Below are 17,377 nucleotides of genomic sequence, written 5' to 3'. Positions count from 1 at the left end.
ACAACCCATGAGCACATTCGTCCTCCTCCACGGCGCCTGGCACGGCGGCTGGGCCTGGCAGCGCGTCGCCCCCGCGCTGCGCGCCGTCGGGCACGAGGTGCACACCCCCACGCTCACCGGCCTGAGCGACCGCGCCCATCTCCTCACGCGACAGGTCGGCCTGTCCACGCACATCGAGGACGTCGTGTCCCTCCTCGAGGCGTACGACGCGCGGGACGTGATCCTGGTCGGGCACAGCTACGCGGGCCAGGTCGTCACGGGAGTCGCCGACCGCGTGCCGTCACGTATCGCCCGACGCGTCCACCTGGACGCCTTTGTGGGCGATGAAGGTGACGCCGCGATCGACCTGCTGCCGCAGACGGTGGCCGGGCACTACCGCGAGTCCGTCGCGGGGCCCGGCTTCGGCTGGCTGATCCCGGTCCGGTCGCTGGAGAAGCTGGGCGTGAGCGACAAGGCCGACGTCGACTGGCTCACGCCGCGTCTCACCCCGCACCCGTGGCTGACGTACACCGAACCACTGCGCCTGACCGGCCAGTTCGACCAGGTTCCCGCCGTCTTCGTCGAATGCGTCGACTGGATGCGCGTATTCACCGCACACGCCCGGCGCGCGGCGGACCGCGGCTGGCCCGTCCACGAACTCGCCACCGGACACGAGGCGATGGTCACCGCACCCGGCGAACTCACCGCGCTGCTCCTCAAGATCGCCGCCACCTGAGTACCCCATTCGAAGAGGTCACCGTGGAATTCCTGGTCCGTACCGAGAACCTGCTGCCCAACGACACCCCGGACGAAGTCCGTGACGAACTGCGCCGGGGCGAACGTGAGCGCGCGCTCGAACTGCGCGAGGCCGGCGTCCTCCAACCCCTGTGGCGGGTGCCGGGACGCAACGCCACCATCGGGCTGTACGAGGCCGAGGACCCGGCCGCCCTGCACGACGCGCTGACGTCGCTGCCCATGTGGAAGTGGATGGACGTCACCGTCGAGACGCTCGCCACCCACCCACAGGAGAGGTGAAGCGATGTCCACCTCCCGACCTGCGCGCCGCACCGACGCCCGCAAGGCCCGCACGGTGGCCGTCGCCAGCTACATCGGCACCACCATCGAGTGGTACGACTTCTTCATCTACGGCATCGCGGCGACCCTCGTCTTCCGCGAGCAGTTCTTCCCCGCCTTCTCCGAACTCGGCGGAACCCTCGCCTCGTTGGGCACCTTCGCCGTCGGCTTCGCCGCCCGCCCGCTCGGCGGCATCGTCATGGGGCACTTCGGCGACCGCGTCGGCCGCAAGTCCATGCTGGTCGTCTCGCTGCTCCTGATGGGCGTCGCGACGACCGCGATCGCCTTCGTGCCGACGTACGCGACCATCGGCGTCTGGGCACCGGTCCTGCTCGTCCTCCTGCGGCTGGTCCAGGGCGTGGGGGTCGGCGGCGAGTGGGGCGGCGCCGTGCTCATGGCGGTCGAGCACGCGCCACCGGGCCGCCGTTCGCTGTACGGCTGTTTCCCGCAGCTCGGGCTGCCCTCGGGCATCATGCTGTCGCAGCTGGTGTTCCTGCTGCTCACCTCCGTGCTGCCGCAGGGGGCGTTCGCCGCCTGGGGCTGGCGCATCGCGTTCCTCACCAGCGCCCTGTTGATCGTCGTCGGGCTCGTCGTCCGGCTGCGCATCGAGGAGTCCGCGGACTTCGCGCGGGTCCGTACCGCCGGTGAGGTCGCGAAGCTGCCCGTGCTCGAGGTGTTCCGGCGCAGCCCGCTCCAACTGCTCGTCGGCAGCGTCATGTCGATCGCCGCCCCGGCCATCGGCTACCTGGTGTCCGTGTACATGGTCACCTACGGCACGGGCACGCTGAAGCTGCCGAACACGACGATGCTGTGGATCCTGGTCGGTGTGAGCGCCTTGTGGTGTCTCGCGGTGCTCGCCGGGGGCATCGCGGGCGACCGCATGGCCCGTAAGCCCATCTTCGTGTTCGGCGCCGCGCTCGGGGTGGTCTGGGCCTTCCCGCTGTTCTGGCTGGTCGACACGGGCTCGGTGCCGCTGATCGTGCTGTCGCTGGGTGTCATCACCGTGGGCAACGCCGTCATGGGTGGCGTCCAGCCGGCGCTGATCACGGACATGTTCCCGGTGCACCTGCGCTACAGCGGCGCGTCGATCAGCTACATGGCCGCCTCGGTCGTCGGCGGCGGCGTCACCCCGCTCCTGGCGACCGCCCTGTACGCGGAGTTCGGCTCGTCCGCGGCGGTCTCCGCGCTGCTGGCGGCCGTCTGTCTGGTCAGCCTGGTAGCGATCCTGTCGGCCGGTCGACGCACGCTCCAGGCGGGCGCCGCGGCCGAACCTGCCCCCACCCCGCAGCGATCCACTGGCACGACTGACGAGAGGCGGATCAACCGTACGTAAGACAACGCCCCGCACGACCGGCCCGGCGAAGGGCCCTCACGCCGGCGACCGCGCTCATCGCCGGGTCGCTGCTCCCGCTGACGGCTCCGGCAGCGGCACAAACGGCAGCCGAACCGGTGCGTACGTGCTCCGACACGACCGCTGCCGCGCCCGCTCGGAAAGGGAGCGGCAGCCGTGCCTACCGCGGCTGCCGCCCCCCTCCCCTCGTTCAGGTGCGGTTGTCGAAGAGCGCGAGGCCCGCGGCCGTGTTCGACGCGGGAATGTGGTACGCCGTGTGCACCCTGCGCACCTGCTCGTTCAGAGCGCCGCGCATGATGAGCCACATGATCAGCTCGATGCCTTCGGCGCCGGCCGCCCGGATGTAGTCCTCACGGCTCAGCGCGGCCAGCTTGTGCGGGTCCTTCTCGATGGCGTCGAGGAACATGTGGTCGAAGCCGGAGTTGATGAACCCGGCCCGCGCGCCCGCCAGTTGGTGTGACATACCGCCCGTCCCGAGGATGCCGACGGTGCCGGCCCCGTCGAATCCCGCGATGGCGCGGCCGAGGGCCCGGCCCAGGGCATAGCAGCGGGCGGCCGTCGGCTGCGGGTACTGGATCACGTTGACCAGGAGCGGGATGACCGGGCAGGGCCACGCGTCGCCCGGCTCGGGGGTCCAGACCGACAGGGGGACGGTGAAGCCGTGGTCGACGTCCAGCTCCTGGAAGACGGTGAGGTCGAAGCCCTCGTCCATCAGGTGCTCAAGGAGGTGGAAGGAGAGGGCCGGGTGACCTTGGACGTCGGGCACGGGGCGGCGGCCGAAGCCCTCGTCGGCCACGCGGTAGCGCTCGGCGGTGCCGAGGGCGAAGGTGGGGACGACGTCCATGTCGACGCCGTTGGCGTGGTCGTTGTAGATCAGGATCGCCACGTCGGGGGTGTGCTCGGCGAGCCAGGTCCGGGCGGGTGCGTAGCCCTCGAACAGCGGCGCCCAGACCGGATCGGTCGTCATGTCGCGGTCCATCGCGGCCCCGATGGAGGGCACGTGCGAGGTGCCGAGACCCCAGATCACCTCAGCCATCGCCACGTCCTCCCGCCAGCATCGCCGCCTTGAACTCCGCCTCGGACATGCCGGTGAAGACACCACCGAGGTACTGCATCGACAGTCCGTCCATCATGGCGAGCTTGTAGATGGAGAAGATGTTGCCGCCCAGGTCGAGCATCGCCTGCCAGTCGCGCCGCAGTACGGCATCGGCCTGCGCGTCGGACAGCTCGAAGCGGCGGCAGTAGGCCGTCTCGTCGTCGAGGAAGTCCGTGCGCGCCTGCTCCCGGCGCAGGGACATGAACAGCTTGTTCATGCGGTGTCCGCGGCGGCTGGTGGGCCCGTCGAAGACGTATGTCCCCGGCGGTTCCAGGCTGCTGTTGCCGTTACTGCTGCCCGTCATGGCGTGCTCCCTGGCTCATGTCCCCGTGCGCGAAGGCGCGGACGACGGCGATCGTCTCCGAACCGTAGAGCGGGCGGGGCGCCCCACCATCGGCCGCCGGCCGCGTCATGGCTACGTCATTTGACCCGCCGCCCCTGGCCGGACCCGGCCGCCGCGGTCCCGCCATTCCACTGTGCCGTGCGGAGGGAGTGATCCCTAGCGTGAGGCCGACAGCCGCGAGCGAGGACGGGTGAACAGATGAGCGCCAAGAACCTGCAGGACGTACTGGACCAGGCGGACAGCACGGTGGAGCTGCTCCGCAACTCCCAGCTCGGGGCGTACATCTACCCGGTCGTCCCGGGCGAGTTCACCAACTTCCGCCGCGAGGTGACCGCCTGGCAGAACACGGCGGTCCTCTTCGACCAGTCCCACCACATGACCAACCTGTGGGTCTCGGGCCCGGACGCCCTGAAACTGTTCACGGACACCGGGATCAACAGCACCGCCAACTTCCCGGTGGACTCCGCCAAGCAGTTCGTGCCCGTGGCGCCGGACGGCGGGGTCATCGGTGACGGCATCCTCTTCCGCCTGGCCGCCGAGGAGTTCGTCTTCGTCGGCCGCGCGCCGGTCGCCAACTGGCTGACGTACAACGCCTCCAAGGGCTACAACGTCGACATCCGCCAGGACGACCGCTCCCCCTCCCGCCCGTACGGCAGGCCCGTCACCCGCGACGTGTGGCGCTTCCAGATCCAGGGCCCGCGCGCCTGGGAGGTCATCGAGAAGGTCAACGGCGGCCCGGTCGACAAGGTGAAGTTCTTCCGGATGGGCCACATGAACATCGCCGGGGAGCAGGTCCGCACGCTGCGCCACGGCATGGCGGGCGCGCCGGGTCTGGAGATATGGGGCCCGTACGGGAGCTACGACAAGATCCGCGACGCCGTCCTGGAGGCCGGCCACGAGTTCGGCCTGGAGCCGGCCGGCGCGCGCGCCTACTCCTGCAACACCCTGGAATCCGGGTGGATTCCGTCCCCGCTGCCCGCCGTCTACACCGGCGAGGCGCTGCGCCCGTACCGGGAGTGGCTCGGCGCCGACAGCTACGAGGCGGCCAACGCCCTCGCCGGCAGCTTCGTCTCGGAGAGCATCGAGGACTACTACCTCAACCCGTGGGAGCTGGGCTATGGCAACTTCGTGAAGTTCGACCACGACTTCGTCGGCCGCAGCGCTCTGGATGCGATCGACCCGGCTGCCCAGCGCCGCAAGGTCACCCTCGCGTGGAACGCGGACGACGTGGCCGAGTTGCTCGCCTCCCCGGTCAAGGACGGCCCCGGCTACCAGTTCTTCGACCTGCCGAACGCCAACTACGGCTCGTCCAACTTCGACGACGTGCAGGACGCGGACGGCCACACCGTCGGCCTGTCCATGTTCACCGGCTACAGCGCCAACGAGCGCAAGGCGCTGTCGCTTGCGACGGTCAACCCGGATGTCCCGCTGGGCGCCGAGGTGAAGGTCATCTGGGGTGAACCGGACGGTGGTTCGCGCAAGACCACCGTGCAGCCGCACGAGCAGTTCGCCGTCCGGGCCGTGGTGAGCCCGGCCCCGTACACCGCGATGGCCCGCGACACCTACCGGCCCGGCTGGCGCAGGGCGGCGACGCAGGCGTAACAGCCCGTCGGATCACGGCTGTTGAGGCACGAGGCCCTGGCGGACCGCGACGAGGGCCGCCTGGGTGCGGGAGGTCAGCTGGAGCTTGCGCAGGACGTTGCTGACGTGGGTGCGGGCAGTGCGTTCGCTGATCACGAGCTCGTCCGCGATCTCCTGGTTGGAGCAGCCCTGGGCGACGAGGACGAGGACGTCCCGCTCGCGGTGGGTCAGGGCGCTCAGGCCCGTGGGCGGGGAGACGATCTCCTGGGTCAGCCGGCGGGCCACCGCGGGGTGGAGGAAGACGTTGCCGCGCGCCGCCGCGCGGATCGCGGCGACGACCTCCTCCGGCTCGCTGTCCTTGAGCAGGTACCCCGACGCACCGCCCGTGAGCGCGGCATGCACGCGTTCCATCTCGCCGAAGCTGGTCAGGACGACGACCTTCACGCCCGGATGGGTCCGGGTGATGTGCTTGGTCGCCGCGACGCCGTCCATCTTGGGCATCAGCAGGTCGAGGAGGACCACGCCGGGCAGTTCGCCGTGTGCGGACATCTCCTTCAGGCGGTCGACGGCTTCCTGACCGTTGGCGGCCTCGGCCGCCACCTGGAGATCGTCCAGGGCCTCCAAGTAGGCGCGGATGCCGCGGCGTACCACCGCGTGGTCGTCGACGATCATCACGCGGATCGGTGTCGGGGCCACGTGGTCCTCGATTCCTGCGGTGTTCACGGCTGTCCGTCCTCCGCTCGCTCTGTCCGGTGGTGTGCCGGACCTTCGGGGCGGCCGGACACGGACCCTGGCCCCGAATCCGACAGTGGGACCGCCGCGCGAACCGACGTACCGCCCTCGGGGCAGGGGCCGATGCGCACCGCGCCACCCCAGCGCTCCGCACGCTCGCGCATGCTGGTCAGTCCGTAACCGCCGGGCGGCAGCAGATCCGTGTCGGACGGCGCGTCCATGCCCCGGCCGTCGTCGGCGACCGTGACGGCAAGGGTCCGGTCCCGAACGCCCATGCGCAGCGTGACGCGGGTGGCCTCGGCGTGCTTGACCACGTTGTGGATGGCCTCGGCGACGATCCGGTAGACGTCCTCGGCCAGCTCGGCCCCGATGTCCTGAAGCCCCGTACCGGTGACGAGGTCGAAGCGCAGGCCCGTGCGGTGGGCCGTGCTGTCGGCGAGCGCGCGGACGGCTTCCTCCAGGCCGAGTTCGACGGACGAGGCGGGCCGCAGCTCGTGCACCATGGCGCGCAGATCCGTCAGCACCGTCCGCGACAGGCCCCCGACCTCGTCGGCGATCCGCCGCACGCTCTCGACGGGGACGGTGCCGGTCCGCGTGCCGAGCACACCCATGGACTTGGCCTGCATCCCGATGGCGAACACCTGCTGCACGATCGAGTCGTGCAGGTCGCGGGCGAGCCGCTGGCGTTCGTCGCGCCGCGCCAGCTCGCGCTCCTTGCGCAGCAGCGTCACATAGTCCACCGCGACGGCCGCCTGGTCGGCCATGGCTTCGAGGAACTCCACGGTGCGCGGGCCGACCACCTGCCCGGGAGCGAAGTAGGCGTTCATGATGCCGGTGGCCCGGCCGCGGATCATCAGCGGAACGCTGGCGAACCAGTCCCAGTCCAACTCCCCCATGTGATCGTGCAGCGGCGCCCACGCGGGGTCCGCCTGAATGGCCGCGCCACGGTCCGGTACGACCACGGGCTCCCTGCGTCGGAAGGCCTCGAGCATGCGCAGGGTGGCCCCGCGTTTGCGGCACTCCATGAGGTTGTCGAAGAACTCCGTCCGGTGGCTGAACCCGGCCGAGCCCATGATCTGCAGGCTGCTCCCGGACTCGTCGAGGGTGAGGATCTGTACCGCCGCCAGCATGTCGGCGCGCAGCACCTCGCGGGCCAGCGCGTCGAGGATCGTCGTGATCGACGCTTCGGATGCCAGCTTCGCCGCGGTACGGGCGATGGCGACTACGCGCCGCCGGCGGTGATGCTCCACGCTCACGTCGCGGAACGCCACCACGGTCCGGCCCCCGCGCCCCGGCAACGGCTGGGTGCGGTAGGCGAACTCCCGGTGGATTCCGGGCCTCGGCGCCCAGGTGCACACCTGCTCCTGCGCCGCGGCGTCGTCGTCGAGCAGGGCCGGTGCGTCGGCGATGGCGATGGCGGCGAAGTGGGCGAGGTCGAACGGCGCCGCACGGCCGATCAGTTCGTCGGCCGGGCAGGCGCACAGGGCCACCCCGGCGTCGTTGAGCTGGACAAAGCGCCCGAGGCCGTCGACCACGGCGAGCCCGTCGGGTACCTGCCGGGCGACATCGGCCCAGTCGACGCGGTCCGGGGCGGGGCCGCTCGGCGTGGTTCGGGCCCTTGCCGTGGTCCCCGGAGTGTCGACGGCTGCTCGGCTCCGCCCTGGCATACGGCCCCGCCTCCCGGTCCCCGGCACATCAGTGATCACCAGGATGCACATCGGAAACGTCCACGTCACCCCTGCAGAGGCGGACCGTTGGCCGGTCGGGCCGAACTACGTCGAATGTCCTGTACCGGGTCGGGACCGATGTCCGGTGCCGGCGGCCGGTGGCCGGTGGCCGCACCAGCGGCCTCAACCGTGACTCACTGGAAGACGACGGTCCGGTTGCCGCTGACGACGACGCGGTTCTCGCTGTGCCAGCGCACGGCACGGGCCAGCGCGCGGGTCTCGGCCTCGCGGCCGCGCGCGGCGAGTTGGCCGGGGCTCAGGGAGTGGTCGACGCGGATGAGCTCCTGCTCGATGATGGGGCCCTCGTCCAGGTCCGGCGTCACGTAGTGCGCGGTCGCGCCGATGTACTTCACGCCGCGGGAGTGCGCCTGGTGATAGGGCTTGGCCCCCTTGAAGCTCGGCAGCATGGAGTGATGGATGTTGATGGCACGCCCCTCCAGCTCCTTGCACAGGTCGTGGGACAGGATCTGCATGTAGCGGGCGAGGACGACCAGGTCGACCCGCTCCTCACGGACGAGCTGGAGCAGTTCGTTCTCGGCCTGCGGCTTGGTGTCACGGGTGACGGGGATGTGCCGGAACGGCACGCCGAAAGTGTCCGCGATACGGCCGGGATCGGGGTGGTTGGACACCACGGCGACGACGTCGAGGTTCAGCTCGCCGATGGAGCAGCGGAACAGCAGGTCGTTCAGGCAGTGCGCGAACCTGCTCACCATGATGACCCCACGCAGCCGCCGCTCGGCGTCCGTCAACTGCCAGTCCATGCCGAAGGCTTCGGCGACCTGGGCACACCGCGGACGCAGTGCGCCCAGGTCGACGGGCGAGCCGTCGGCGCGTGCGAACTCCACGCGCATGTAGAAGGTTCCGCTCGTGGTGCTGCCGAACTGCTGGCTCTGCACGATCGTGCACTTCTCGTTCGCGAGCAGTGCGGTCACGGCGTGCACGATGCCGGGCCGGTCCGGGCAGGACAGCAGCAGGACTCCGCGCGCGGCGCCGGCGATCGGGCCCGTGCGCCCAGGGTTCTCCGTGCGCCCGGGGTTCTCCGTGGGCCCAGGGTTCTCCGTGCCGCCAGGGTTCATGACGCCTCCCCGGCGAGTCGGGCAAGGCGGTGCTGCCGCCACGCTTCGGTGCTCTCCAGGTCGTTGAAGGTGAACACGTGGAAGCCGGACAGGTTGTTGTCGGCCTCACCGAAGGCGGGAGCGAGTCGCTCGATCAGGGTCCCGGGGCTGTATCCGCCCGGCAGGAAGAAGCGCCACAGCATGTTCTGCTGCTTCGTCAGGAACCTCGCCGACTGTCCGAGACCGAGCCCGCCACAGACCCGCACCAGCTTCTGCCGGCTGACCGCGCCCGGGATGCCGATCCTGATCGGGAGGCCGGTGTCGCGCACCTTTGCCGCGCGCGCCCAGCGCACCGTGGTGCGGGCGTCGAAGCACAGCTGCGTGATGATCTCGGTCGCGTGCGGAGCCTTGACCTCGAGGGCACGCTCGATCAGCTCGTCGCGAATCCTTCCGTGCCCCTCGGGGTAGCCGCCGATCCCGAGGGATGTGAAACGGTGTCCGACATGTCGCAGGCCCTCCATCAGACTGTGCGCGTCGGGATAGGGCCCCGCAGGCTCGGCGGCGTCCCCTCCGATGACGAACAGCCGGTCGACACCGGAGTCCTGCAACTGCGCGGCGACGTCGGCGAGATGCGCCTCGTCGCGCACCAGGCGGGCGGCGATGTGCGGGGCGACGCGGTACCCCTGCCTGGTGAGGCGGGTCGCCAGGTCGATCGTCGGGCCGAGCCCCTTGGCCTCGGTGGTGGTCACCGTGAGCGCCACATCGTTGGGGACGTGCGCCAGGACCTTGTCCTCGGCGCTCTTGAACGGCAGCACCTCGTAGGTGACAGTGCGCAGCGCACGCGCCACGGCATCCCGAGGCGAGCGGGCACGGCTCGCGGACCGGGGCTCGGCATCCTTTGAGTTCAGGACGGCCATCACGTGCTCCGGTGAGTGTCGCGGGCGACCGGGACGCAGGGCGCAGACACCGGACTCTCGGAAGTCATGATCGCTTCAGAACCTTTCCTCAGGCGGGTGCGGCATCGCAGGCCACTGGCGGCGATCCGGCAACGCGGGACCACCGAATCCTCGCTCGGGATCCACTGCGACGCTAAGAGCACCGGCCCCACCCCTGGATCACGCGGATGACCGGACCTGCGGCTGCCACCCGTCGTGCGGGCACCGGGACAAGTGACGTAGCCGCCTGCGCACCCGTCGCGTAGGAAGCATCCGGGCCCGCCTCCACATGCTCTCCGCGGCGGCCTACCCCGCCGGCCTCGCACCGGCGTGAGCACCGTCCCCATCCCCGGCGCCACGTCTCCCCATGCATCGCCCGGTCAGTCACGACTCACCCGTGAGGACATCACGTGAACGCACCGTACGCGACCATGAAACCCGCCCCGTCGCCCCCTCCGCCCGGTCCTCCACGGTCCGGATTCGCGCCGGGGTGCGCCTCGGTTACGGCCACCTCTCGGAGCCAGGAACTTCCCGCCGAGCATCACTGCGCAACGTCGACAACCCCCAGGTCCGGAGGTGTGCACACCGTCCCGTACAGTCGGGGTATTGCGACTCCTCGGAAAGAAGCCACGCCTTGAGCGACGACGCGCCCAGCGGCGTCCTGGCCAAGGCCCTCACCGTGCTGCAGGCCTTCACCGTCGAGGACACCACCCTGGGCTTCGCCGAACTGCAGCGGCGTACGGATTTCGCCAAGAGCACGCTGCACCGGGTCCTCGGGGATCTGGTGGCCGCCCGACTCCTCGACCGTGTCCAGGGACGCTACCGGCTGTCGGGGCTCGTCTTCGAGCTGGGGATGCGGGCGTCCGTCGAGCGCGGACTGCTCGAAGTGGCCACGCCCTTCCTGGAGGACCTCTTCGTGCGCACCCACGAACTCGTCCATCTGGGCACCCGCGAGGGCACCGAGGTCGTCTACGTCGCCAAGATGGGCGGCCACCAGCAGGCCGACTCACCGTCCCGGCTCGGCGGCCGCATGCCGCTGCACGCGACGGCGATCGGCAAGGTGCTGCTGGCGCACGCTCCCGCCGAGGTGCGCGAGGCCGCACTGCGCGGGCCACTGGAGCGCAAGGCCCCTCGGACCATCACCAACGTCGACGTCCTGAGGCGGCAGCTGTCCGACGTCGTCACCAAGGGGGTGGCCTACGAGTACGAGGAGTCGGCGGTCGGCATCATCTGCGTCGCGGCCGGGATCTTCGGCCCGTCGGACGAGATCGTGGCGGCGGTCAGTGTCACGGGCCCGGTGCACCGGTTCCAGCCCGCCCGGCACGCCACCAGCGTGCGCGCGGCCGCGGCGGGCATCTCGGCGACACTCGGCCGCCGCGCGGAGCTGCGCAACCACTGATCTGCGGGCGAGTTCCGTCTGGCGGAACTCAATGCTGGGCGTGAGCCATCCCCCTTCTCCAAGCTGAGGGCATGAACGAGATCTCCCCCGGCCACACCTCTCCCGGGAACGACGCCGTGGCGCGGGCGGCGCGGCGACTGCTGCGCGCCGCCGCCGACCACGTGCCCTGCCCCCCGGTGCGCGACCTGATCGGCTGCGACGACGTCAAGGCGGCCTATGCCGTCCAGGCACTGCTCACCGCGCGCCGCCTCGAAGCGGGCGGCCGCGTCACCGGCCGCAAGATCGGCCTCACCTCCCCCGCCGTACAGAAGCAACTGGGCGTGGACCAGCCGGACTTCGGGGTGCTGTTCGCGGACATGAGCGTCGCGGACGGGGCGTCCGTGCCGGTCGGCGAGCTGCTCCAGCCCAAGGTCGAGGCGGAGATCGCGTTCGTCCTGGGCGCGGACCTCGCCGGGGGGCCGCTCGACGACGCGCAGGTCCGAGCCGCCGTGGCGCACGCGGTCCCCGCGCTGGAGATCGTGGACAGCCGGATCGCCGACTGGGACATCACCTTCGGTGACACCGTCGCCGACAACGGCTCCTCCGGACTCTACGTACTCGGCACCCCGGCCAAGCCGCTCACCGAATTCGAGCCGGTCGAGGCCACCATGACCCTGACGCGGCACGACGAGACCGTCTCCAGCGGCGACGGCGCGGCCTGCCTGGGCGACCCGCTCTCCGCACTGGCCTGGCTCGCCCGCACCGCCCGCGACGTCGGTGACCCGCTGCGCGCCGGCCAGGTCGTGCTGTCCGGCGCGCTCGGCCCGATGGTGCCCGCCGCGGCCGGCGACGCGTTCACCGCCGACATCACCGGACTCGGCTCCGTCTCCGTCCGCTTCCACGCCCCCAGTCATGAAGGAGCCTCCGCATGAAGACCAAGGTCGCCGTCATCGGCTCGGGCAATATCGGCACCGACCTGATGATCAAGGTGCTCCGCCTGTCGGACACCCTCGAAATGGGCGCGATGGTCGGCATCGACTCCTCCTCCGACGGGCTCGCCCGCGCGCAGCGGCTCGGGGTGCCCGTCACCGCCGAGGGCGTCCAGGGGCTGATCGCGATGGACGGCTTCGAGGACATCCGCATCGTCTTCGACGCGACATCAGCGAAGGCGCACGTCGCCAACGCCGCGGTGCTCGCCCCGTACGGCAAGCAGCTCGTCGACCTCACCCCCGCCGCCCTCGGCCCGATGGTGATCCCGGCGGTCAATCTCGTCGACCATGTCGGCGCGGACGACGTGAACATGGTGACGTGCGGCGGCCAGGCCACCATCCCGATCGTCGCGGCGATCTCCTCGGTGGCGCCGGTCCCGTACGCGGAGATCGTCGCCTCGATCGCGTCGAAGAGCGCCGGTCCCGGCACCCGTGCGAACATCGACGAGTTCACCGAGACGACCAGCCACGCCATCGAAACGGTGGGAGGCGCGGAGCGCGGCAAGGCCGTCATCGTCCTGAACCCGGCGGAGCCGCCGCTCATCATGCGGGACACCGTACTCGCGCTGGTGAACGCGCCCGACGAGGCCACGCACGACGCGATCCGCGCGGCCATCGCCCAGCGCGTCGACGAGGTGTCGGCGTACGTGCCGGGCTACCGCCTCAAGCAGCAGGTGCAGATCGCGCCGATCCCCGCCGACCAGCCGGTGCACACCCTCACCATGGCCCCGGCCACCCACCAGGTGTCCGTATTCCTCGAGGTCGAGGGGGCCGCCCACTACCTTCCGGCGTACGCCGGGAACCTCGACATCATGACCAGCGCGGCCCTGCGGATGGCCGAGGCCATGGCCGCCCGCGCCACCGAACTCCAGGGAGCCGACGCATGAGCGACACCAAGCTGTTCATCCAGGACGTCACCCTGCGCGATGGCATGCACGCCATCCGGCACCGCATCGAGCCGGAGCAGGTCGGCCGGATCGTGGCCGCCCTCGACGCGGCCGGCGTCGGCGGGATCGAGGTGTCCCACGGCGACGGACTCGCCGGCGGCTCCCTCAACTACGGCCCCGGCAGCCACACCGACTGGGAGTGGATCGAGACGGCGGCCGCCCACATCACCAACGCCCGCCTCACCACCCTCCTGCTGCCGGGCATCGGCACCATCGAGGAACTCAAGCGGGCATACGCGCTCGGGGTGCGCTCGGTGCGGGTCGCCACGCACTGCACCGAGGCCGACGTGTCGGCCCAACACATCGCCACCGCCCGAGAGTTGGGCATGGACGTGTCGGGCTTCCTGATGATGAGCCACATGGCCGACGCCAAGACACTGGCCGCGCAGGCGGGGCTCATGGAGTCCTACGGCGCCCACTGCGTCTACGTCACCGACTCCGGCGGCCGCCTGATGATGGACGGCGTCCGCGAGCGCATGCGCGCCTACCGGGACGTACTCGACCCCGCCACCGAACTCGGCATCCACGCCCACGAGAACCTCTCCCTCGCCGTCGCCAACTCCATGGTCGCGGTGGAGGAGGGCGTGACCCGCGTGGACGCCTCCCTAGCCGGCCAGGGCGCGGGCGCCGGCAACTGCCCCATCGAACCCTTCGTCGCCGTCGCCGACCTCAACGGCTGGGACCACGGCTGCGACCTCTTCGCCCTCCAGGATGCGGCCGAGGACCTGGTGCGCCCGCTGCAGGACCGCCCGGTCCGCGTGGACCGCGAGACCCTCACCCTCGGCTACGCCGGGGTCTACGGCTCGTTCCTGCGGCACGCCGAGGCGGCGGCCGAACGCTACGGCGTCGACGTCCGCACGATCCTCGTCGAGGTCGGCAATCGCGGACTGGTCGGCGGCCAAGAGGACATGATCGTCGACGTGGCGCTGGGGCTGGCACAGGCGAGCTGACACCCCGTACGACGAAGGGCCGGGAGGAACTCCCGGCCCTTCGTCGTACTCGCCCAGGCGCACCGGCCCTGGTCATAGGGCGCGGACCCGCTCCGCTGTTCAGCCGAGCACGGGCGTGGCGTGAGTGTGGAAGCTGGGCGGAACGTCCAGGCCCCATGCCGTGGAACGGCCGCCCGCCTCGGTGGTCCAGTGGACCGGCTCCCAGTCGGGGGCGTAGATGTGGATGCCGCCCGAGAACACCTCGATCCGGTTGCCGCCCGGCTCGATGACGTAGAGGAAGAACCCCTGGGTGCGCGAGTGCTTGGCCGGGCCGAACTCGATCGGCTGGCCGAGCTGACTGAAGGTGTCAGCGGCCCGCAGCACGTCCTCGCGGTTCTCCACTGCGTACGCCAGGTGGTGCAGCCGGCCCGAGGTCGCTCCGGTCTCACGGGTGATCGCGAGGTCGTGGGCCTTGTTCATCAGGCTCATCCACGCGCCCACCTCGCCCTGCCCCGGAGGGACCAGGTACTCGCGCAGCTTGAACCCGAGTGCGCGGGCCATGACCTCCCGGGTGCCCGGCACGTCCGGGGCCAGGATGTTGAGGTGATCGATGCGCTGAGCGCCGACGCCCCGGTGGATCTCCGCCTGCGGCTGGTTGGGAAGGTACGGCTTCCGGTCATCCGCCGGCCGGTACTTCTCGCTCTCGTAATAGATCTCCATCAACTGGCCGCTCGGCACGCGGAAACGGAAAGCCTTGCCGTGTCCGACGTCGCCGTCGATCCACTCGCCTTCGACCCCTGCCGCACGCAGCGCCGCGACGCGGCGGTCGAGGGCCTGCGGACTGACGGCACGCCAGCCGACGTGCCCGAGGCCGGCCTGGGGGGCGGGGGTGAGTTTGAGGGTGGTCAGTTCGGTGTCGCCCCAGCCGCGCAGGTATGCGCTGCCGCCTTCCTCGGCCACCAGGTCGAGGCCGTAGACGTCCACGAAGAAGCGCAGGCTGTCCTCGTACACAGGGGTGAGCAGTTCGGCGTGACCGAGTTGGGCAAGGTCGTAGACGGGCTCTTCCGGCAGGGCAGCGCTCATCGGGCCTTCGCCTCCAGCTCATCGATGGCCTCCAGGAGAGCGGGTCCGCGGTTGGCCGCGGACATGCCCGTGAACAGGTAGGCGAGGTCGATGACCGACTGAAGCTGCTCGTCGGTGGCGCCGGCGCGGCGGGCCGCCAGGCCGTGCAGTGCGGCGGCATCGCTGAGCTTGCTGTGCAGAATCCCCGTCAGGACGAGCTGGACCGTGCGCTGGTCGAGGCAGTCGGGGTACATGACGAGGTTGCGCAGCCGCTCCTGGGCCAGCAGAACGTCCTCGCGGACGGGGCCCTCGGCCTGCGCACGGGCGAACCTGGCCTTGACCCGCGGCGGTACGAAGCCGACCAGCTCCTCGTAGGACGCGAGGAATTCCTCTGGTGTGCTCGGCCGGTCAGACATGGTGTGGTGTCCCCTTTTCTCTCTTTCTGTACGGTGCGTGTTCTCTGTACGGTGCGTGGAAGCGCGGCTCAGTGCGGTCAGATTCCGGTCAGGGACACCGAGCCGAGATGACGGAAGGATGCGGTCACCGTGGACCCCTGGGCGAGGAACACCGCGTCCGTCAGCCCGCCGGTGAGCACCAGGCTGCCCTTCTCGATGCGGTGGCCGCGCTCGCCCAGCGCGTTCGCGGCGAGGGCGAGCGCCTCTCCGGGATGCCCCTGGACATCGGATCCGGTGGCCTTCGCCACGGTCTCCTCGTCGACCGTGAGCGTGCACGGCTCGGCAGCGAGGTCGACGGCATCCGGCGGGACGACCACGTCGCCCAGCACGTAGGCCGCGGCGGACGCGTTGTCGGCGACGACGTCCGGCAGGGCGAAGCTGAAGTCGCTGAAGCGGGAGTCGATCACCTCGAGGCCTGCCCGGACGGACTTGACCGCGCTCATCGCCGTCTCGCGCGTGACGCCGGGCCCTGCCAGGTCCTCTCCCATCTCGAAGACGATCTCCGGCTCGACCCGCGGGTGGATGAGGGAAGCGACGTCCAGCGGTGCTCCGGGCTCGATGCGCATGCCGTTGGTGATCCATGCGGTGAGGGGAGCCGAGATGCCCATGCGGCGTTGCTTCGCCTCGGAGGTGAGGCCCAGCTTCACGCCGACGACGAGCTCCGCCCGCTCCTCGACCCGGCGTTGGACCAGGCGGTCCTGCGCGGTGTAGGCGTGCGCGAGGTCGAGGCCGGGCCATTCGGCCGTGATACGGCCCCCGGCGCTGCGCTCGGCGGCGCGGCGGGTGAGTTCGTCCGCGACCCGGTCGATGTCCCACATGGTGGTGCCTTTCTTCGGAAGATCTTCGCAAGCGGGGGTCCACGGTCCTGAACCCCGTCTACTGGGGTCCATCAAGCTGTTCGGGTCAGCGGGACACGTGGTCAAACGGTGGAGCTCAGCGTCCGGCTCGCCGTGAGCGCGGCAGTGCGTACGGCCGATGCCATCCGGTGCGGGTGGAGCCGTCCGCTCCACCCTGAGACCGAGAGCGCGGCAACGGGCCGGTGGTCCTCGTCGAGGACCGGACCGGCGACGCACGCGATTCCGGGTCCGGACTCCTCCTGCTCGAAGGCGATCCCGTCCCGCCGTATCCGCTCCAACTCCCGGGCCAGCGACCGGGGCGAGGTGAGGGTCCGCGCAGCGACGCGGCGCAGGCCCGACGCCACGACCTCGTCGAACGCACGACGCGGCGCGAATGCCAGCATCGCCTTGCCGACTGCCGTCGCGTGGGCCGGCATGCGGCCTCCGGTCCGGGACGGCATGTGCGGCACCTGGTCACCGCGCAGGATCTCGACGTAGACGACGTCGCTGCCGTCAAGGACCGCCAGATGGACACTCAGGCGGGTCGCCGCCCGCAGATCGGACATCAGCGGAAGGGCGACGTCCCGGAGCGCGCGGCGCGGCGGTACCCGCTGACCCAGCTCGAAGATCCGGCAGCCGAGGCGCAGCGCCGGACCGTCCCGCTCGAGCAGCCCGTGCCCGACCATGTCCGCGACCAGGCGTGAGGTGGTCGACTTCGGCAGGCCGGACCGGCGGGAGAGCTCCGAGACGCTGAGGTGGTCGGTGCGGCCCGCGAAGCAGTCGAGGACCGCCGAGACCCGGGCCACGGCATTGTCGGGTACCACGGAGCCGGTCGTACGCCGGTCGGCTCCGGGAAAGACCGCTGCTGACATGGAGAACCTCGCATTCGTCGAGCGCGGACCGCGATG

Annotated in this window: 19 protein-coding genes; 8 read left to right on the top strand and 11 right to left on the bottom strand. The window is 70.7% G+C overall.

Annotation, left to right across the window (positions count from 1 at the left end; genetic code table 11):
• Positions 1 to 7 precede the first annotated feature (7 nt).
• From ACY0PA_RS36275 to ACY0PA_RS36265, 3 genes are read left to right on the top strand one after another with little or no spacing between them, the layout of a single operon-like run.
• Complete coding sequence (locus ACY0PA_RS36275) at positions 8 to 715, top strand: alpha/beta fold hydrolase (protein WP_473081634.1); 708 nt, start codon at positions 8 to 10, stop codon at positions 713 to 715.
• 23 nt (positions 716 to 738) lie between these two features.
• Positions 739 to 1,014: a muconolactone Delta-isomerase family protein gene (locus ACY0PA_RS36270; RefSeq protein ID WP_473081633.1), complete on the top strand. Its 276-nt coding sequence runs from the start codon at positions 739 to 741 to the stop codon at positions 1,012 to 1,014.
• A 4-nt stretch (positions 1,015 to 1,018) separates the two neighbouring features.
• Positions 1,019 to 2,386 (top strand): MFS transporter, encoded by a 1,368-nt coding sequence (locus ACY0PA_RS36265; protein ID WP_473081632.1) that lies wholly within the window; start codon positions 1,019 to 1,021, stop codon positions 2,384 to 2,386.
• Positions 2,387 to 2,594: 208 nt separating this feature from the next.
• Here ACY0PA_RS36265 and ACY0PA_RS36260 read toward each other — a convergent pair whose 3' ends face one another.
• Genes ACY0PA_RS36260 through ACY0PA_RS36250 form a run of 3 tightly spaced genes read right to left on the bottom strand, consistent with a single transcriptional unit; the run spans position 2,595 to position 3,913 of the window.
• A complete protein-coding gene (locus ACY0PA_RS36260; RefSeq protein ID WP_473081631.1) occupies positions 2,595 to 3,440 on the bottom strand; it encodes a class III extradiol dioxygenase subunit beta in 846 nt (281 codons plus the stop codon).
• Entirely contained in the window at positions 3,433 to 3,804 is a 372-nt protein-coding gene (locus ACY0PA_RS36255) for a protocatechuate 3,4-dioxygenase (protein WP_473081630.1), read from the bottom strand. Before ACY0PA_RS36255 ends, ACY0PA_RS36260 begins: the two co-directional genes overlap by 8 nt.
• Entirely contained in the window at positions 3,788 to 3,913 is a 126-nt protein-coding gene (locus tag ACY0PA_RS36250) for a hypothetical protein (protein ID WP_473081629.1), read from the bottom strand. Before ACY0PA_RS36250 ends, ACY0PA_RS36255 begins: the two co-directional genes overlap by 17 nt.
• Positions 3,914 to 4,041: 128 nt before the next feature.
• Here ACY0PA_RS36250 and ligM point away from each other — a divergent pair, with 128 nt between their 5' ends.
• Positions 4,042 to 5,445: a vanillate/3-O-methylgallate O-demethylase gene (ligM, locus tag ACY0PA_RS36245; RefSeq protein ID WP_473081628.1), complete on the top strand. Its 1,404-nt coding sequence runs from the start codon at positions 4,042 to 4,044 to the stop codon at positions 5,443 to 5,445.
• A gap of 12 nt (positions 5,446 to 5,457) precedes the next feature.
• Here the strand turns inward: ligM and ACY0PA_RS36240 are convergent, their stop codons facing one another.
• The 4 genes from ACY0PA_RS36240 to ACY0PA_RS36225 all read right to left on the bottom strand — a co-directional run bounded on the left by ACY0PA_RS36240 (position 5,458) and on the right by ACY0PA_RS36225 (position 9,786).
• Positions 5,458 to 6,099: a response regulator gene (locus ACY0PA_RS36240; protein ID WP_473086540.1), complete on the bottom strand. Its 642-nt coding sequence runs from the start codon at positions 6,097 to 6,099 to the stop codon at positions 5,458 to 5,460.
• A 44-nt stretch (positions 6,100 to 6,143) separates the two neighbouring features.
• Positions 6,144 to 7,823, bottom strand: a complete 1,680-nt coding sequence (locus ACY0PA_RS36235) for a GAF domain-containing sensor histidine kinase (RefSeq protein WP_473081627.1) — start codon at positions 7,821 to 7,823, stop codon at positions 6,144 to 6,146.
• 194 nt (positions 7,824 to 8,017) lie between these two features.
• On the bottom strand, positions 8,018 to 8,959 hold the full coding sequence (gene purU, locus ACY0PA_RS36230) for a formyltetrahydrofolate deformylase (RefSeq protein WP_473081626.1): 942 nt from the start codon (positions 8,957 to 8,959) through the stop codon (positions 8,018 to 8,020).
• The gene (locus ACY0PA_RS36225; protein WP_473081625.1) at positions 8,956 to 9,786 is read right to left on the bottom strand and encodes a methylenetetrahydrofolate reductase; all 831 of its coding nucleotides are present in this window, start codon (positions 9,784 to 9,786) and stop codon (positions 8,956 to 8,958) included. The genes purU and ACY0PA_RS36225 overlap by 4 nt, the downstream gene beginning before the upstream one ends.
• A gap of 721 nt (positions 9,787 to 10,507) precedes the next feature.
• Between ACY0PA_RS36225 and ACY0PA_RS36220 the strand changes: the two genes are divergently transcribed.
• From ACY0PA_RS36220 to dmpG, 4 genes are all read left to right on the top strand, one after another.
• Positions 10,508 to 11,272 (top strand): IclR family transcriptional regulator, encoded by a 765-nt coding sequence (locus tag ACY0PA_RS36220; RefSeq protein WP_473081624.1) that lies wholly within the window; start codon positions 10,508 to 10,510, stop codon positions 11,270 to 11,272.
• A gap of 71 nt (positions 11,273 to 11,343) precedes the next feature.
• A complete protein-coding gene (locus tag ACY0PA_RS36215) occupies positions 11,344 to 12,183 on the top strand; it encodes a 2-keto-4-pentenoate hydratase (protein WP_473081623.1) in 840 nt (279 codons plus the stop codon).
• Positions 12,180 to 13,127 carry an acetaldehyde dehydrogenase (acetylating) gene (locus tag ACY0PA_RS36210; protein WP_473081622.1) on the top strand — a complete coding sequence of 316 codons (948 nt, stop codon included), beginning with the start codon at positions 12,180 to 12,182 and terminating at the stop codon, positions 13,125 to 13,127. The genes ACY0PA_RS36215 and ACY0PA_RS36210 overlap by 4 nt, the downstream gene beginning before the upstream one ends.
• A complete protein-coding gene (gene dmpG, locus ACY0PA_RS36205; RefSeq protein ID WP_473081621.1) occupies positions 13,124 to 14,137 on the top strand; it encodes a 4-hydroxy-2-oxovalerate aldolase in 1,014 nt (337 codons plus the stop codon). The genes ACY0PA_RS36210 and dmpG overlap by 4 nt, the downstream gene beginning before the upstream one ends.
• A 99-nt stretch (positions 14,138 to 14,236) precedes the next feature.
• Here dmpG and ACY0PA_RS36200 read toward each other — a convergent pair whose 3' ends face one another.
• The 4 genes from ACY0PA_RS36200 to ACY0PA_RS36185 all read right to left on the bottom strand — a co-directional run bounded on the left by ACY0PA_RS36200 (position 14,237) and on the right by ACY0PA_RS36185 (position 17,341).
• Positions 14,237 to 15,199: a VOC family protein gene (locus ACY0PA_RS36200; protein ID WP_473081620.1), complete on the bottom strand. Its 963-nt coding sequence runs from the start codon at positions 15,197 to 15,199 to the stop codon at positions 14,237 to 14,239.
• Positions 15,196 to 15,594 carry a carboxymuconolactone decarboxylase family protein gene (locus tag ACY0PA_RS36195; protein ID WP_473081619.1) on the bottom strand — a complete coding sequence of 133 codons (399 nt, stop codon included), beginning with the start codon at positions 15,592 to 15,594 and terminating at the stop codon, positions 15,196 to 15,198. Before ACY0PA_RS36195 ends, ACY0PA_RS36200 begins: the two co-directional genes overlap by 4 nt.
• A gap of 77 nt (positions 15,595 to 15,671) precedes the next feature.
• A complete protein-coding gene (locus tag ACY0PA_RS36190; RefSeq protein WP_473081618.1) occupies positions 15,672 to 16,451 on the bottom strand; it encodes a 2-keto-4-pentenoate hydratase in 780 nt (259 codons plus the stop codon).
• Between the two features lie 101 nt (positions 16,452 to 16,552).
• Entirely contained in the window at positions 16,553 to 17,341 is a 789-nt protein-coding gene (locus ACY0PA_RS36185) for an IclR family transcriptional regulator (protein WP_473081617.1), read from the bottom strand.
• Positions 17,342 to 17,377: the final 36 nt, after the last annotated feature.

It is taken from the genome of Streptomyces sp. DS1-CR2, assembly GCF_055760475.1.
This window is presented reverse-complemented; position numbering and strand designations above follow the sequence as displayed.

Excerpts from the sequence above, each read along its gene's own strand:
- ACY0PA_RS36275 (WP_473081634.1), top strand. The coding sequence starts at position 8 with ATGAGCACATTCGTCCTCCTCCACGGCGCCTGGCACGGCGGCTGGGCC.
- ACY0PA_RS36265 (WP_473081632.1), top strand. The coding sequence starts at position 1,019 with ATGTCCACCTCCCGACCTGCGCGCCGCACCGACGCCCGCAAGGCCCGC.
- ACY0PA_RS36260 (WP_473081631.1), bottom strand. The coding sequence starts at position 3,440 with ATGGCTGAGGTGATCTGGGGTCTCGGCACCTCGCACGTGCCCTCCATC.
- ACY0PA_RS36255 (WP_473081630.1), bottom strand. The coding sequence starts at position 3,804 with ATGACGGGCAGCAGTAACGGCAACAGCAGCCTGGAACCGCCGGGGACA.
- ACY0PA_RS36250 (WP_473081629.1), bottom strand. The coding sequence starts at position 3,913 with ATGACGCGGCCGGCGGCCGATGGTGGGGCGCCCCGCCCGCTCTACGGT.
- ligM (WP_473081628.1), top strand. The coding sequence starts at position 4,042 with ATGAGCGCCAAGAACCTGCAGGACGTACTGGACCAGGCGGACAGCACG.
- ACY0PA_RS36235 (WP_473081627.1), bottom strand. The coding sequence starts at position 7,823 with ATGCCAGGGCGGAGCCGAGCAGCCGTCGACACTCCGGGGACCACGGCA.
- purU (WP_473081626.1), bottom strand. The coding sequence starts at position 8,959 with ATGAACCCTGGCGGCACGGAGAACCCTGGGCCCACGGAGAACCCCGGG.
- ACY0PA_RS36215 (WP_473081623.1), top strand. The coding sequence starts at position 11,344 with ATGAACGAGATCTCCCCCGGCCACACCTCTCCCGGGAACGACGCCGTG.
- ACY0PA_RS36210 (WP_473081622.1), top strand. The coding sequence starts at position 12,180 with ATGAAGACCAAGGTCGCCGTCATCGGCTCGGGCAATATCGGCACCGAC.
- dmpG (WP_473081621.1), top strand. The coding sequence starts at position 13,124 with ATGAGCGACACCAAGCTGTTCATCCAGGACGTCACCCTGCGCGATGGC.
- ACY0PA_RS36200 (WP_473081620.1), bottom strand. The coding sequence starts at position 15,199 with ATGAGCGCTGCCCTGCCGGAAGAGCCCGTCTACGACCTTGCCCAACTC.
- ACY0PA_RS36195 (WP_473081619.1), bottom strand. The coding sequence starts at position 15,594 with ATGTCTGACCGGCCGAGCACACCAGAGGAATTCCTCGCGTCCTACGAG.
- ACY0PA_RS36190 (WP_473081618.1), bottom strand. The coding sequence starts at position 16,451 with ATGTGGGACATCGACCGGGTCGCGGACGAACTCACCCGCCGCGCCGCC.
- ACY0PA_RS36185 (WP_473081617.1), bottom strand. The coding sequence starts at position 17,341 with ATGTCAGCAGCGGTCTTTCCCGGAGCCGACCGGCGTACGACCGGCTCC.